The sequence below is a fragment of the Pantoea sp. Lu_F5_004 genome (assembly GCF_051136245.1).
Taxonomy (GTDB): Bacteria; Pseudomonadota; Gammaproteobacteria; order Enterobacterales; family Enterobacteriaceae; genus Pantoea; species Pantoea agglomerans.
In genome coordinates this window covers 2,492,395-2,504,616 of sequence record NZ_CP194946.1, presented here as the reverse complement: position 1 = coordinate 2,504,616, position 12,222 = coordinate 2,492,395, and the positions used below count along the sequence as shown (strand labels likewise).

The 12,222-nt window shown below is 57.2% G+C and carries 17 protein-coding genes; 9 read left to right on the top strand and 8 right to left on the bottom strand.

Features of this window, described 5'->3' with window-relative positions:
• Nucleotides 1-55 precede the first annotated feature (55 nt).
• Both ACR8BN_RS11590 and ACR8BN_RS11585 read right to left on the bottom strand, forming a co-directional pair.
• Nucleotides 56-226: a hypothetical protein gene (locus ACR8BN_RS11590; protein ID WP_010246238.1), complete on the bottom strand. Its 171-nt coding sequence runs from the start codon at nucleotides 224-226 to the stop codon at nucleotides 56-58.
• Between the two features lie 168 nt (nucleotides 227-394).
• Complete coding sequence (locus ACR8BN_RS11585) at nucleotides 395-643, bottom strand: DUF883 family protein (protein ID WP_010246235.1); 249 nt, start codon at nucleotides 641-643, stop codon at nucleotides 395-397.
• A 212-nt stretch (nucleotides 644-855) separates the two neighbouring features.
• Between ACR8BN_RS11585 and ACR8BN_RS11580 the strand changes: the two genes are divergently transcribed.
• Nucleotides 856-1,068, top strand: a complete 213-nt coding sequence (locus ACR8BN_RS11580; protein ID WP_039391636.1) for a DUF2767 family protein — start codon at nucleotides 856-858, stop codon at nucleotides 1,066-1,068.
• A gap of 20 nt (nucleotides 1,069-1,088) precedes the next feature.
• On the opposite strand, the gene ACR8BN_RS11575 is transcribed toward ACR8BN_RS11580, so the two are convergent.
• The 3 genes from ACR8BN_RS11575 to ACR8BN_RS11565 form a co-directional block, all read right to left on the bottom strand.
• Nucleotides 1,089-2,099, bottom strand: coding sequence for a Ppx/GppA phosphatase family protein (locus ACR8BN_RS11575; protein WP_434746955.1), 1,011 nt, complete (start codon nucleotides 2,097-2,099; stop codon nucleotides 1,089-1,091).
• Between the two features lie 22 nt (nucleotides 2,100-2,121).
• Nucleotides 2,122-2,679 carry a hypothetical protein gene (locus tag ACR8BN_RS11570; RefSeq protein ID WP_033786040.1) on the bottom strand — a complete coding sequence of 186 codons (558 nt, stop codon included), beginning with the start codon at nucleotides 2,677-2,679 and terminating at the stop codon, nucleotides 2,122-2,124.
• 61 nt (nucleotides 2,680-2,740) lie between these two features.
• Nucleotides 2,741-3,070 (bottom strand): hypothetical protein, encoded by a 330-nt coding sequence (locus ACR8BN_RS11565; protein WP_115758557.1) that lies wholly within the window; start codon nucleotides 3,068-3,070, stop codon nucleotides 2,741-2,743.
• A gap of 214 nt (nucleotides 3,071-3,284) precedes the next feature.
• Here ACR8BN_RS11565 and ACR8BN_RS11560 point away from each other — a divergent pair, with 214 nt between their 5' ends.
• The 3 genes from ACR8BN_RS11560 (at nucleotide 3,285) to ACR8BN_RS11550 (ending at nucleotide 4,460) form a co-directional block, all read left to right on the top strand.
• Nucleotides 3,285-3,464 (top strand): hypothetical protein, encoded by a 180-nt coding sequence (locus ACR8BN_RS11560; protein ID WP_010246220.1) that lies wholly within the window; start codon nucleotides 3,285-3,287, stop codon nucleotides 3,462-3,464.
• Between the two features lie 184 nt (nucleotides 3,465-3,648).
• Nucleotides 3,649-4,032, top strand: a complete 384-nt coding sequence (locus tag ACR8BN_RS11555; protein WP_010246217.1) for a hypothetical protein — start codon at nucleotides 3,649-3,651, stop codon at nucleotides 4,030-4,032.
• 14 nt (nucleotides 4,033-4,046) lie between these two features.
• Nucleotides 4,047-4,460 carry a GNAT family N-acetyltransferase gene (locus ACR8BN_RS11550; protein ID WP_010669877.1) on the top strand — a complete coding sequence of 138 codons (414 nt, stop codon included), beginning with the start codon at nucleotides 4,047-4,049 and terminating at the stop codon, nucleotides 4,458-4,460.
• Here ACR8BN_RS11550 and ACR8BN_RS11545 read toward each other — a convergent pair whose 3' ends face one another.
• Together ACR8BN_RS11545 and ldcA are read right to left on the bottom strand one after the other, a co-directional pair.
• Nucleotides 4,461-5,123 carry an MBL fold metallo-hydrolase gene (locus ACR8BN_RS11545; RefSeq protein WP_010246210.1) on the bottom strand — a complete coding sequence of 221 codons (663 nt, stop codon included), beginning with the start codon at nucleotides 5,121-5,123 and terminating at the stop codon, nucleotides 4,461-4,463.
• 22 nt (nucleotides 5,124-5,145) lie between these two features.
• Nucleotides 5,146-6,069: a muramoyltetrapeptide carboxypeptidase gene (ldcA, locus tag ACR8BN_RS11540; RefSeq protein ID WP_434747584.1), complete on the bottom strand. Its 924-nt coding sequence runs from the start codon at nucleotides 6,067-6,069 to the stop codon at nucleotides 5,146-5,148.
• 164 nt (nucleotides 6,070-6,233) lie between these two features.
• Between ldcA and emtA the strand changes: the two genes are divergently transcribed.
• Nucleotides 6,234-6,863 (top strand): membrane-bound lytic murein transglycosylase EmtA, encoded by a 630-nt coding sequence (gene emtA, locus ACR8BN_RS11535; RefSeq protein WP_010246204.1) that lies wholly within the window; start codon nucleotides 6,234-6,236, stop codon nucleotides 6,861-6,863.
• 10 nt (nucleotides 6,864-6,873) lie between these two features.
• Here the strand turns inward: emtA and ACR8BN_RS11530 are convergent, their stop codons facing one another.
• Nucleotides 6,874-7,830, bottom strand: a complete 957-nt coding sequence (locus tag ACR8BN_RS11530) for a sugar-binding transcriptional regulator (protein WP_031594568.1) — start codon at nucleotides 7,828-7,830, stop codon at nucleotides 6,874-6,876.
• Between the two features lie 183 nt (nucleotides 7,831-8,013).
• Here ACR8BN_RS11530 and ACR8BN_RS11525 point away from each other — a divergent pair, with 183 nt between their 5' ends.
• The 4 genes from ACR8BN_RS11525 to ACR8BN_RS11510 are packed head-to-tail and all read left to right on the top strand — an operon-like array spanning nucleotide 8,014 to nucleotide 12,180.
• Complete coding sequence (locus tag ACR8BN_RS11525) at nucleotides 8,014-8,955, top strand: D-ribose ABC transporter substrate-binding protein (protein ID WP_083068346.1); 942 nt, start codon at nucleotides 8,014-8,016, stop codon at nucleotides 8,953-8,955.
• Nucleotides 8,956-8,957: 2 nt separating this feature from the next.
• Entirely contained in the window at nucleotides 8,958-9,557 is a 600-nt protein-coding gene (locus ACR8BN_RS11520) for a DUF2291 family protein (protein WP_434746954.1), read from the top strand.
• Nucleotides 9,557-11,071: a sugar ABC transporter ATP-binding protein gene (locus ACR8BN_RS11515; protein WP_235764996.1), complete on the top strand. Its 1,515-nt coding sequence runs from the start codon at nucleotides 9,557-9,559 to the stop codon at nucleotides 11,069-11,071. The genes ACR8BN_RS11520 and ACR8BN_RS11515 overlap by 1 nt, the downstream gene beginning before the upstream one ends.
• A gap of 2 nt (nucleotides 11,072-11,073) precedes the next feature.
• Complete coding sequence (locus tag ACR8BN_RS11510) at nucleotides 11,074-12,180, top strand: ABC transporter permease (protein ID WP_279853884.1); 1,107 nt, start codon at nucleotides 11,074-11,076, stop codon at nucleotides 12,178-12,180.
• Nucleotides 12,181-12,222 lie beyond the last annotated feature (42 nt).

Here is a 12,222-nt window from a genome sequence, read left to right as displayed (position 1 = left end):
ATGTATTGCAAAATACACGATAAAAAAAACCCGGCACGTGTGCCGGGGCAGGGTATTACGATTGTGGCTGACCCACCGGGCCTGAACCCAGCGTACCGCCCGGTGACGACTGACCGCTTGGTGCATGAGGGCGGCCATCATCTTTAATCGCGTCGCTCTTCTGCGAGCAGCCCGCCAGAGAGGTTAAGGTTGCTGCAACCAGCAGCAGGGCAGGAATTGTTTTCATAAGATCACCTTGATGTTGTCAGAAAGAGACGAAACCAGACTAAGCATAGATACTTACCGCAATCCGACCTGAAAAGGCTTATCTTTCAGATGTTTCTCAGCCGACGGAAGGCATCCAGGCAAAAAAAACGGAAGCCAGTGGCTCCCGTTCTGTTGACGTTCAGCGTGATTACTTGCGGCCCAGCAGGAAGCCGATGAATACGCCAACGCCTGCAGCAACGGCCAGACCTGCAACAGGATTGGATTGAACCTGATCCTTGATACAGTCAGCAGCATCGCGGGCAGCATAGCTTGCCTGGTTGGTGTAACGGCGTGCTGCGCCTTTAGCCTGATGCTCAGATGAACCGGTTGCTGCACCCCATTGTTCCTGAACTGCGCCAGCGGCTTCTTTTACTTTATCTTCGATTTTTCCTGACATTTATTGCTCCTTGGTTTTGAGTGAGACCCTCAAAGCGTAGCAAAGATAGTGAATTCTGCTCCTTCAGCGGAGGAAAATGGGCTAAAAAATCATTTCTGGCTGTTAATGGCGCTGCGTTTGCGGGTAAGGGATTTACTGTCTAGCCTTTGGAAAGAGAGGCGCACTCAGGCGCCGCCACAGCCATAGTTAAAGCTACAGCCGGAGGATAAGCAATGAAACGTGATGCACTGAATGATGACGACTATGACGAAGTCTGCCGGGTCATTGGCGATGCGGTCATTGTGCTGTCGGAGCGCGGCCATGACACCCGCCGTGGCGAAATCTACGACCTGCTTAAACGTATACGTCAGCAGCGCGCGCACAGTGAACGGGATGAGCAGCGGATGCTGGATCATGCTATCCGGCTGGTTAAGCCTGAGGTGTAGCATAGTGCGGAAACGCTGCGTTACTGCAGCAATACACCCTGAATCAGACTGGCCTCAACAATCGTGACCTCATTAATTTTCAGCGCCTGCATATAACCTTCAACCAGTAAGAGATTGCTGACATCAGTGGCCCGATAGTCGCCCGGGAGTTCACTGTCGCCTTTCCAGACCTGCTGCTGCGACAGCTGACTTAATGCCGTCAGGCTGTAACGATGGGGTTTGCCCGGTAACTGATTGCGGATTGAAAAACCATGGACGCCGCCGATGCCAATGACCTGACGGCTCGCCAGATCCTGTTTAATCTGCGGGCTGACCTCATTAACGGCATAAAATTGCACAAAGCGCAGTACCGACTGCCGCCAGGAGCCAATCGGGTTGGGGGATCTGGCCTCCGGGCTGTTCTTCAGCACCGTCAGAATAAAGTTTTTCAGCGTTACCGAGGCCAGTTTGCCCTGATAGATATCCGCAACCGGCTTACCCGCCTGCTGTCGCCAGGCAGTCATCTGCATCGATCCTCCACCAATATCCCAGACCAGCAGCTGCTCATCACGGATCGCCGGATCGTTAAGCGCGGCTTTGGCCGAGAGGAAACCGAGTTTCGCTTCCTGCTGCTGCGAGATGATGCTGATTTGCGCACCGGTCTGGCACTGCAACTGTTCGATGACCGCCTGACCGTTGCTGGCGTTGCGGAACACCGCGGTGGCAACGCCGCTGATCCGCTGTGGATGAAAGCGCTGTGCCTGCGTTAAAAGCTGCTGCAGGGCGGCGGCACCTTCTTGAGTCATCGCCGGGCTGAGCTGATTATCTGTTGAGTGCGCTAAGGCCTCGTTCCAGGCCACGGCGCGCTGATCCTGATACAGCATCTTTTCGATGCGCAGCTGGCAGACATTGACACGGGCTACCGCAATTTTGGTGGTGCCGGAACCGATATCCAGACCGGCGCGAATTTGCTGGCAGCGATCGGCCTGGACAGCAGCGGCAAAAAACAGTGAGCAGAACAGCGTGACAGCAGACAGCGCAGCAGAACGCATAGCGACTCCGGGGCAATGAGGATCAGAGTGAACGGGCTGCGACGCAGGCCGGATAGACGCTCACCAGGAAGTGACGCAGATGATCAAAACACCATTCGGCGTCATCCGCCTGCGGGCAATAGAACTGAATAGTGATCTTTTCATAATCGCGCTGACGCTGGCGCAGCGGCGACCAGCTCCAGTCGAGTACCGAGCGGGCATAATTGACCAGCGTCTCCGCGGGCATCTGATGTTGCTGCTCCTGCCCGGTCAGGTAGCGATAAAAGTTCGCTTCCAGCTGCAGCGCCTCCTCAAAGCCGTGTTGCGGCAGGTCGGGACGAAAAGCCACATCGATAAAGCCACAGACCGCATCTGCCTGCTGCTGCCAGTCGCAGGCCAGGGTCATAAACAGCCCCTCCTGCAGATTGATCTCCTCGACCAGCCGCCGCAGATTCACTGAATGTTTCAGCACCGCGATCTCCTCAAGACGACCGGTTTCCAGCGTCAGATCAAAGCCACAGGGATTCACGGAGCCATCCGCATTGCGGGTGGCGGGGAAGGGGAAGTCGATATAACCGTTGTTATCCAGACGCTTTTCCATCGGGGAGACCTGCTGCTTGACGTTTCCTGACAATAAACCATCTGGCAGCAGGATTCATCCCTTATGGACAGGTCCAGGTGATTTGGGTGTCCTGGTAAGGGTTGATCAGGCGGAACTGCTTGTCTGACAGGCGCTGCGCGTAATAGCCCTCAGGCGTGACGGCGGAGGGAACATATTTAAAGCGATCCAGCGACTGCAGCGGGCCACTCTTAACGCTGACCTTATCCCGGGTCACGGTGAAGCTATTAACCAGATCAAAAATCACGCCCTGGGTCTGTCCCATCGACTGACCATAAATTGTCGAGACCTCACCCGGACATTCCACCCCTTTCGGGCCAGATGAACATCCAGTCACCATCGCGATGAGGATAAAAATGCTGAGACGCATCATGATTTTCTACCTGCTTCAATCCCTGGGAGTTTCGTGGCGCAGAGTCTATCCTGCTGCGTCACTGATTAATTAATCATAGCAGTTTACGCTGCGCTTCCTGTTTGTGATTTGTTTAATCGTTAAGCAACAGGAATGTAAAAGGGTGACTTTGCTTATCAATAAACGTTATTCTTGGCTCCTTTGCGCACCACTTAGGCAAATTCAGGGATAAATGATGAACGAAGAAGAAGCAAGTCTAATGATTATTCGCCATGCGATTGACCAGTTAGAAGCCGATAAGAAGCAACAGGTGATCGCTTGTTCAGCGGATATACGTGCAGCAATGCAGGCTTATGATAGCGAGAATGCCGGGCTGGCACTGATGTTAGTGGCCGCCGAGGTAGCAGCCGAATAATCATATCCGGTCAGTGTGGCAGCCTGTTACGCTGGCCGGATTACTTTATTTTTTCTCAACTTTCAGATTTCTTCGCACGCCGATTCTATCTTTCAATGGTCTTGCTGTGGGTTACCCCGCGTCCCTTCTCTGTCCTGTGATGTGTTAAGCTAAAAAACCTCAATAAAATCAGCGGAGACACAGCATGAAGGCAGCATTAATTGCCCTGGGCCTGCTGGCCTGTCACATCGCACCCGCCTGGAGCGAGACGGAATTTCAGCTTAACTGTCCCGGCCGGACAACCATGACCGTTTCGCGTGCCGAATATGGTTTAACCACGTTAATGTGGCCGCCGGGGCATTTCCAGATTGCCGCCGGTCAGCAGCGTACCCGTTTAGAGGCGGGTGATAAGGTGGCGATTACCCGCTTTCGCAATGGCGATCAGCTGATTGTGAACCAGCGCAGCCAGGCGACCTTTTTTGTCTACCGCGACAGCGATAAACTGCTGCCCTGCAGCCGCAGTGAAAAACGCGATGTTGATGCGTTGAGCCTGGAGCGCTACGACGATCGTCAGCACTCCGACACTTAACCCCCGGAGCCACTATGCAACCCGAGATTACCGATAAGGTCACGACGCAGGATCTGGATGAAGTCAGGCTGGGTCTGACTGCATTCAACAGCAAATATATTAATATTGATGAGATCAGATCGATTGGCGTGTTTATTCGTGATGACCAGGGCAGAAAGCTGGCCGGACTGACCGGATCAACCGCCGGAAACTGGCTGCGGATTGATATGCTGTGGGTGAGTGAGGCGCTTCGCGGGCAGGGGGCGGGCAGCAAGCTGATGCAGGCGGCAGAGCAGGAGGCGCGGGATCGCGGCTGCCGCTTTGCCCAGGTGGATACCGCCAGTTTTCAGGCGCGGCCGTTTTATGAAAAGCTCGGCTATACGCTGCGCTTCAGCCTGGATAACTATCCGCGGCATCATCAGCGCCACTATCTGACGAAAGCCCTGTAATCAGAACAACGGTTGCTGTCGCAAATCCAGCGGATGCTGTTCAGCTTCATCAATGGCGGCCAGCCAGCTCTGCAGCGTGACTTTTTTCCAGGAGAGATGCCCGCGCGTGGTACTCATGAGCACCACGTCGGGACGCAGGGAGCGGTAAAACTCCAGCGTCTGACTCAGCTCAGCCGGATTACTGTCCGGCACCAGCACCGTAATCCAGCGGTCATGCGAACGCGTCACGGTATCGCCAACAAACAGATAGGTCAGCCCCAGCGGCGAGGTGTAGAGATAGCTGCAACTGCCCGGTGTGTGTCCTGGCGTTGGCAGCAGATGGAAATCCCCGAAGTGCGTTTCCTGCTGCGAAAAGGTGTCATCAGGCTCAGCAAAACGGCTGATGGGTCCCAGCGATCGGCTATGGCAGTAAAGTGCGCTGCTGAAGCGCTGCTGGATCAGCGCCGCACCGGGCGCGGATTCATGCCAGTGGGTAAGATAGTGGCGGATCACGCCGCCGGTATCGGCCATGACTTCATGATCGAGCGGATTTTCTACGCGGCCAATCAACAGATTGCCGCGCGGGTGACGCAGCATAAAGCCATGCATCATCAGGTCATTAACGGCATCTTCCACCGGAAATTCCGGGGTTGAGATCCACAAATCGTCATACAACGGCTTCAATGTCGATCTCCTGAAACAAACGCTATTCCCGCAGGACGGGATGCCCGGTCGCCTGCAAACGGGCGTGGCCCTGGCTGACCGCTAATCGTGCGCTGGCACCCAAAGGCAGTGTTACGGTGTCAGCGGCATGACCAAAATCTAATCCACAAATCAGCGGCAGACCGGTGGTGTCACGCAGTCGCTGCCAGACGGTGCTGAAGTCAAACCCGTTGTCATATTCTGTCAGGGCTGTGCTGGTGAAGCTACCGGTAACGATCGCCCGCTGTCGCGCCAGAATGCCGCTCTGCTGCAGCTGAATCAGCATGCGTTCAATGCGGAACGGATGCTCATTCACATCCTCAATCACCAGAATGCCGTTCTCTAACTGCGGCATCCACGGCGTGCCAATCAGTGAGCAGATCATCGCCAGATTCCCGCCCCACAGCGTACCCTGCCATTCGCCCTCATCAGGCGTTTCGCTTTGCCATGTCACCTCTACTGTAGGTGAAGTCAGTGCCTGCCAGAAGTGGTGAAGGGTAAATTCAGATAAGGTCGCGGCGCCGAAGTTACCGGCCAGCATCGGTGCGCTGAAGGTAATCAGGCCGACCTGCGCCAGCAGCGCCAGCTGAATCGCGGTGAAGTCGCTGTGGCCGCACAGCGCCAGCGGCTGATTCAGCAGCCGGCGTTGCAGGCCGATGTAGTCGATGGACTCCAGTAACCGGCTGGCACCATAACCGCCACGCACCACCAGCACCACATCGGGCAGCGTGCTGAGGCTGGCAAGCTGGTTAATATCCGCCAGGCGCTCCGCGTCCGTTCCGGCGAAGCGCTGAAAACGGCGGGTGATCACCTGCTCGTTCTCTACCTGATGGCCGGCCGCGCGCAGTCGTGCAATGCCCTGCAGCGCCGCAGGCTGATTGTGACAGTAACCGGAGGGGGAGATAAGACGAACTGAACGTGAAATCATCATACTTTCCTGCTGTTAGCGCCTGACTGACGGCGATGATGGAGAAAAGCGCCGCTGAAGTCACGGTACGCGCCGCATTTTCATGCATTTAGGATAAACGGTAATTTTGCTCTCAGGCTGCCTGGGTATGATAGCATTCGCCACAACAGCTACGAGATGAAAAATTGCTGAAAATCCGACACCTTATACTCTCAGCGTTACTCCTGACCGGCTGTGCCAGCGAGCCACCGCACCATGCCGTTAAGCAGCGCAACACGCCGTTAACTCAGGCACCGCCGTCCAGCGTCAATGGCACCTGGGCGATGTTTACTGAAGATGCCGCCAGTCATTATGGCGTTGATGAGAAGTTGATCAGCGCCATTATCAGTGTCGAGTCGGGTGGAAATCCGGGCGTGGTGAGCCGTTCAAATGCGGTGGGGCTGATGCAGATTAAAGCTTCGACCGCCGGGCGCGAAGTCTATCGCACGCTGGGCCGTCGTGGTCAGCCATCGAATGCCGAGTTGCGCGATCCGGCCAAAAATATTGATATCGGCACCGCCTATATCCGCATTCTGCAGAACTCCGCGCTGTCGGGCATCCGCGATCCGCTGACCCTGCGCTATGCCACCATCGTCTCTTATGCCAACGGCGCAGGGGCGTTACTGCGGACCTTCTCCAGCGATCGCGATCGGGCCATTGCGATGATCAATGCCATGTCACCGGATGAGTTCTATCAGCATGTGCAGAACAAGCATCCGGCGGCGCAGGCCCCGCGCTATCTGTGGAAAGTCACCACGGCTTACCGCACTATCTGACCGGTTGTGATTAATCCTGCGGCGTGAGCAGTAGCCGCGCCGTGGGATAGTCGATGATCAGCACCTTGATATAGCCGCCCAGCAGCGCACCGCGAATCGCCTGCGCTTTCTCTCTTCCGCCTGCCAGCCCGACCACCTGTGGACACTGTTTTACCTGTGCCAGCTCCATACCAATCACCGGATCTTCTTCTGCTTTCAGTACCGGCTGTCCGCAGGCGTCGAAATAGTGCAGACAGATATCGCCTACCGCACCGCGCGCTGCCAGCGTTTGCAGCATCCTGCCATCGTAGTAGTTGCCCGAATTACGTAACAGTGCCGACGGCTCCAGATCGCCAATGCCGACAATCGCCAGATCGACCTGCTCAAATTTACTCAGTACCTCGGCGACCTCCGCGTTGGCAGAGAGCCGCTGGCGATCGCTGACCGAATGCTCAATCGACTGGGACGGCAGCAGCCAGGCGGGGCAGTTCAGCAGCGCCGCCAGATTTTGCGTCAGAATCGTGGCCTGCACATTGCCGTTAGCCCCGACGCCACCCAGCAGCTGGATCACCCCTTTGCAGGCGCTGTTGAGCGGATGCAGCGCATCCACCATCGCCCGGATTGTGCCGCTCCACGACGAAATACCAATCAGCTCATCGTTTCGCAGTCGGGTCTCCAGATAGTGAGCGGCCGCCGATCCAATCGCCTGCTTAATCTGCAGCGGCGACGCCTGATCCGGCACATCCACCACAATCGCCTGCGGCAGGTTATAGGTCTGCTCAATGGCCTTTTCCAGCTCAGGGTAGACGTTGGCTGGTGGCACCACGCTGATCTTGACCACACCTTCTTTCACGCTGCGATTAAGAATGCGTGAGACAAACGACTGCGATAGGGTCAGCGACTGCGCAATCTCTGACTGCTTCAACCCTTCGACATAGTAAAGGGTGGCAATCTTTACCATCAGTCGCTGTTCATCCTGTTTTGCCATCGGTTTTTCCCTCTCTGATTCTGCCCGGTATTGTTAACCAGGATGATCAAAATCACAACGCAGGCTAATTTGTGATCGTTTTCGCTTTTTGACGATCGCGCATTGGACGGCACGTCAGCGCGGGCGCATAGTCATTATGCATATAAAATCGCGTGTGAATATATATTCAAGCGGAGAAAAATAATGACTCGTCCCCTGATCAAATTGACCCTGCTCGCATCGATGCTCGCCTTTTCAGCGACCGCGCTGGCGGCAGAGCAAGGCCTGCTGGCGATTATCACCCCATCCCATGACAACCCGTTCTTTAAAGCCGAGGCGGAAGGGGCCTTAGCGAAAGCCAAAGAGCTGGGTTACGCCACCCTGGTGGCGTCGCACGATGATGACGTAAACAAGCAAAACCAGCTGATTGAGACCGCGATTGCGCGCAAAGCGAAAGCGATCATTCTTGATAACGCCGGGGCCGATGCCACCGTCGGGCCGGTGCAGAAAGCCAAAGATGCCGGGATCCCGACCTTCCTGATTGACCGGGAGATCAACAAAACCGGCATCGCGGTGGCGCAGATCGTCTCTAACAACTATCAGGGGGCGCAGCTGGGCGCGGAGAAATTTGCGAAATTGCTGGGCGGTAAAGGGGACTATGTTGAACTGCTCGGCAAAGAGTCTGACACCAACGCGGGCGTGCGGTCGCAGGGCTATCACGATGTGCTGGATGACTACAGCGACATGAAAATGGTGGCTCAGCAGAGCGCCAACTGGAGCCAGACCGAAGCCTTCAGCCGCATGGAAACCCTGCTGCAGAAACACCCCAACATCGTGGGCGTCATCTCCGGTAACGACACCATGGCGCTGGGTGCCGAAGCCGCGCTGAAAGCCGCCGGGAAAACATCGGTAATCGTGGTGGGCTTTGATGGCAGCGACTACACCCGCGATTCGATCCTCAACAAAGGCAATATTAAAGCGACAGTGCTGCAGCCGGGCTGGGATCAGGCGCAGATGGCGGTCACGCAGGCGGATTACTTTCTGAAGAACGGCAAAGCGCAGAAACAGGAGAAGCAGCTGATGGACTGCGTGCTGATTGACGACAGCAACGCCGCTAAGCTGAAAAACTTCAACCTGGCGAAATAACCATGAAACGGATGCTGGCGGTATTGACCGGTATGGCGCTGCTCAGCGCCTGCACCGTGGTGGATCTGGATGCGGACGGTAAGCCGATCCTGCCGAAGGATCCACACGCGAAACCCAGCTATACCACCCAGACACCGCAGCAGATTGCGGAAGAGACCTGGCAGCCGCGCGTGATGACCACCGCGAACAGCCATGCGCTGAGCTGGGCCGACATGGAGGCGAAAAGTCAGACGGTCAAACCCGGCGGGCGCGAAAGCGTCTTCGTGCGAGCCGGGGGGACAGTCAGCGCCTTTGATGAGAGTAACCCGCGTGAACGCACGCTGACGCTGATGATTAACGGCAAGCCGGTGGCGGTCAGTGTCGGACCGGTGCTGCGCAGTAACGCTATCCGGGATGCCGCCGGATTCCGTTTCGAAGAGTTTACCAATCAGGTGCAGTACGCCCAGCTGACCCGGGCGCTGAACCGTCACGCGGTGAAGCAACTGCCACCGCTGGATGCCAGCTGGGTCAACCAGCCGGTGCAGGCGCTAGTGGCCGTAACCATCGGGCAGAACAGCGTTGATGATGTGGTAGCGGTTGAGCTGAAGCGGGGGACGCCCTGATGGACGATGAGGTCATTCTGCGGACCGAACAGATATCGATGCTGTTTCCCGGCACGCTGGCGCTGGATCGCGTCGACTATCGGGTCTGGCGCGGCAAAGTTAACGTGATCATCGGTGAGAATGGGGCGGGCAAATCGACCCTGATGAAAATTCTGGCCGGGGTACAGCAGCCCACGGCCGGTTCGCTGTTCCTGAATGGCGAGCCGCTGACGCTGAGCAGCACCCGCGACGCCGCCCGGCACGGCATCGGCATGGTGCACCAGGAGCTGAATCTGTTTGAGAACCTGACGGTGGCTGAAAACCTGTTTCTGGGCCGGGAGATCCAGCGCGGCCTGGCCCCGATCAACGAGGCGGAGCAGGCTCGCCGCACCGCCGCGCTGATGGCGCGCCTCGATCAGCCGATTTCACCCCATGAGCGGGTCGGTAATCTCAAAGTGGGTCAGCAGCAGCTGGTCGAGATTGCTAAAGCGCTGGCGGAAGATGCGGACATCCTGATCCTTGACGAGCCGACTTCGGCGCTGAGCAAAACCGAAGTGGAGATCCTGTTCCGGGTGATCCGCGACCTGACGCAGCAGGGCGTTACCGTGATTTATATCTCCCACCGGCTGGAGGAGCTGATGGCGATTGGCGACGTGATCACCATTCTGCGCGACGGGCGCTTCCAGGCAGAAGCCCCGGTCAGCAGCATCGATGTGCCGTGGATCGTGCGTGAGATGCTGGGCAGTGAACCGGTTACCACCTTCCTGCCGGAAGCGCGTGAGTTTGGCGCGCCGGTGCTGGAGGCGCAGCACATCACCTGCGTCAGCCCTAATGGCAATACTCTGGTGGATGACGTCAGCTTTCAGGTGCGGGCCGGGGAAATTGTCGGGATTTACGGGCTGATGGGTGCGGGTCGCACCGAGCTGTTTGAGTGTCTGCTTGGCAGTCAGCGCCACTATCTGGGCAAGCTGTGGCTCGACAGCAAACCGCTGCCGACCCGTCTGCCCACCGCCGACCGTATCCGCATGGGCATGAGTCTGGTGCCGGAAGATCGCAAACGCGCCGGGATTTTCCCGGTCTCATCGGTCGCCAGTAATCTCACCATCGCCAGCCTGTGGCGGCGTCTGTCGCATCGCTTTGCCATTGCCCATCAGGCGGAGCAGCAGGCGGTAAGCCAGACGGTGGGTAACCTGGCGATCAAAATCTCCTCGCCGGACGTGGCCATTAGCGCACTGAGTGGTGGCAATCAGCAGAAAGTGGTGATTGGCCGCGCGCTGCTGACCAATCCGCGACTGCTGCTGCTGGATGAGCCGAGTCGCGGCATTGATGTCGGCGCAAAAGCAGAGGTGTTTCGCATGATGGTGGCGCTGTCACAGCAGGGCATTGCGGTTCTGTTCTCCACTTCGGACCTGAAAGAGATTATGGCGGTAGCCGATCGCATCCTGGTGATGTCGGGCGGCAAACTTACGGCTGATCTTCCCCGCGACCAGGCGGAAGAGGCAGCGCTGGTGAAAGCAAGTGCGCAGGGGTTCTGAGCATGAAAAGCAATGACAGCGTCGCGCTGACCACACTTCCGGCTAAGGCGTTCAGTTCACGTGAAAGCATTCTGCTGCTGCTTCTGAAGCTGCGCACTTTTATTGCGCTGATTCTGATCGTCGGCTTCTTCGCCATCACCGTGCCGGACTTTCTCGCCACCGGCAGCCTGGTGATCATGGTGAAACACATCGCCATCAACGCCTTTCTGGCGCTGGGCATTACCTTTGTCATTATCACCGCGGGAATTGACCTGTCGATTGGGGCGACGCTGGGACTGTGCGGCATGATCGCTGGCTGGCTGATTACCAAAGGCATTGTGCTGCCGATGTTTGGCATCGCTATTTTTCCCAGCGTCTGGGTGATTGTGCCGGTGGTGCTGCTGATCGGCGCGCTGATTGGCGCGGGCAACGGCTGGATCATTACCCGCTACAACGTAGCACCGTTTATCTGCACCCTCGGCACCATGTACATCCTGCGCGGCGCGGCGATGCTCACCTCCGGCGGTGAGACCTTTCCTGGTCTGCAGGGGAACCCGCAGCTTGGCAACACCGGTTTCGATCGGATCGGTGCCGGAACCTTTCTCGGGCTGCCCTACGCCATCTGGATGATGGTGGTGCTGGCGCTGGTGATCGCCTATATCGCCCGTCGCCTGCCGTTTGGCCGTCAGGTCTATGCCATCGGGGATAATGAACGTGCCGCTGAACTGTCAGGTGTGAAAACCCGGCAGGTAAAAATTCTGGTCTACACCCTGTCGGGATTCTGCGCGGCGATTGCTGGCATCGTGGTCTCATCGCAACTGGTCGCCAGCCATCCGGCTAACGGCACCGCGTTTGAGATGAATGCCATTGCCGCCGTGGTGCTGGGTGGCACGTCGCTGGCGGGCGGACGCGGCACCATCCTCGGTACGCTGATTGGTGCGTTCGTCATTGGCTTTCTGGCGGATGGCCTGATCATGATGGGTGTCAGTGAATTCTGGCAGATGGTGATCAAAGGCATCGTGATTATCATCGCGGTAATTATCGATCAGACCCAGAGCCGGATGCAGCAGAAGGCGGCCGTGGTGGCTCAGAAAGCGTTAATCGAGGAGGGGACACCGGCAAAACCCTGACGGGGAAGTGCGTGGAACCAGACAGGGGGAGCCGCTGTGTGA

Coding starts and splice junctions, on each gene's coding strand:
- ACR8BN_RS11575 (WP_434746955.1), bottom strand. CDS start 2,099: ATGCGTTCTGCTGCGCTGTCTGCTGTCACGCTGTTCTGCTCACTGTTT.
- ldcA (WP_434747584.1), bottom strand. CDS start 6,069: ATGATTTCACGTTCAGTTCGTCTTATCTCCCCCTCCGGTTACTGTCAC.
- ACR8BN_RS11550 (WP_010669877.1), top strand. CDS start 4,047: ATGCAACCCGAGATTACCGATAAGGTCACGACGCAGGATCTGGATGAA.
- ACR8BN_RS11510 (WP_279853884.1), top strand. CDS start 11,074: ATGAAAAGCAATGACAGCGTCGCGCTGACCACACTTCCGGCTAAGGCG.
- ACR8BN_RS11570 (WP_033786040.1), bottom strand. CDS start 2,679: ATGGAAAAGCGTCTGGATAACAACGGTTATATCGACTTCCCCTTCCCC.
- ACR8BN_RS11590 (WP_010246238.1), bottom strand. CDS start 226: ATGAAAACAATTCCTGCCCTGCTGCTGGTTGCAGCAACCTTAACCTCT.
- ACR8BN_RS11560 (WP_010246220.1), top strand. CDS start 3,285: ATGAACGAAGAAGAAGCAAGTCTAATGATTATTCGCCATGCGATTGAC.
- ACR8BN_RS11565 (WP_115758557.1), bottom strand. CDS start 3,070: ATGATGCGTCTCAGCATTTTTATCCTCATCGCGATGGTGACTGGATGT.
- ACR8BN_RS11515 (WP_235764996.1), top strand. CDS start 9,557: ATGGACGATGAGGTCATTCTGCGGACCGAACAGATATCGATGCTGTTT.
- ACR8BN_RS11525 (WP_083068346.1), top strand. CDS start 8,014: ATGACTCGTCCCCTGATCAAATTGACCCTGCTCGCATCGATGCTCGCC.
- ACR8BN_RS11585 (WP_010246235.1), bottom strand. CDS start 643: ATGTCAGGAAAAATCGAAGATAAAGTAAAAGAAGCCGCTGGCGCAGTT.
- ACR8BN_RS11520 (WP_434746954.1), top strand. CDS start 8,958: ATGAAACGGATGCTGGCGGTATTGACCGGTATGGCGCTGCTCAGCGCC.
- ACR8BN_RS11580 (WP_039391636.1), top strand. CDS start 856: ATGAAACGTGATGCACTGAATGATGACGACTATGACGAAGTCTGCCGG.
- ACR8BN_RS11555 (WP_010246217.1), top strand. CDS start 3,649: ATGAAGGCAGCATTAATTGCCCTGGGCCTGCTGGCCTGTCACATCGCA.
- ACR8BN_RS11530 (WP_031594568.1), bottom strand. CDS start 7,830: ATGGCAAAACAGGATGAACAGCGACTGATGGTAAAGATTGCCACCCTT.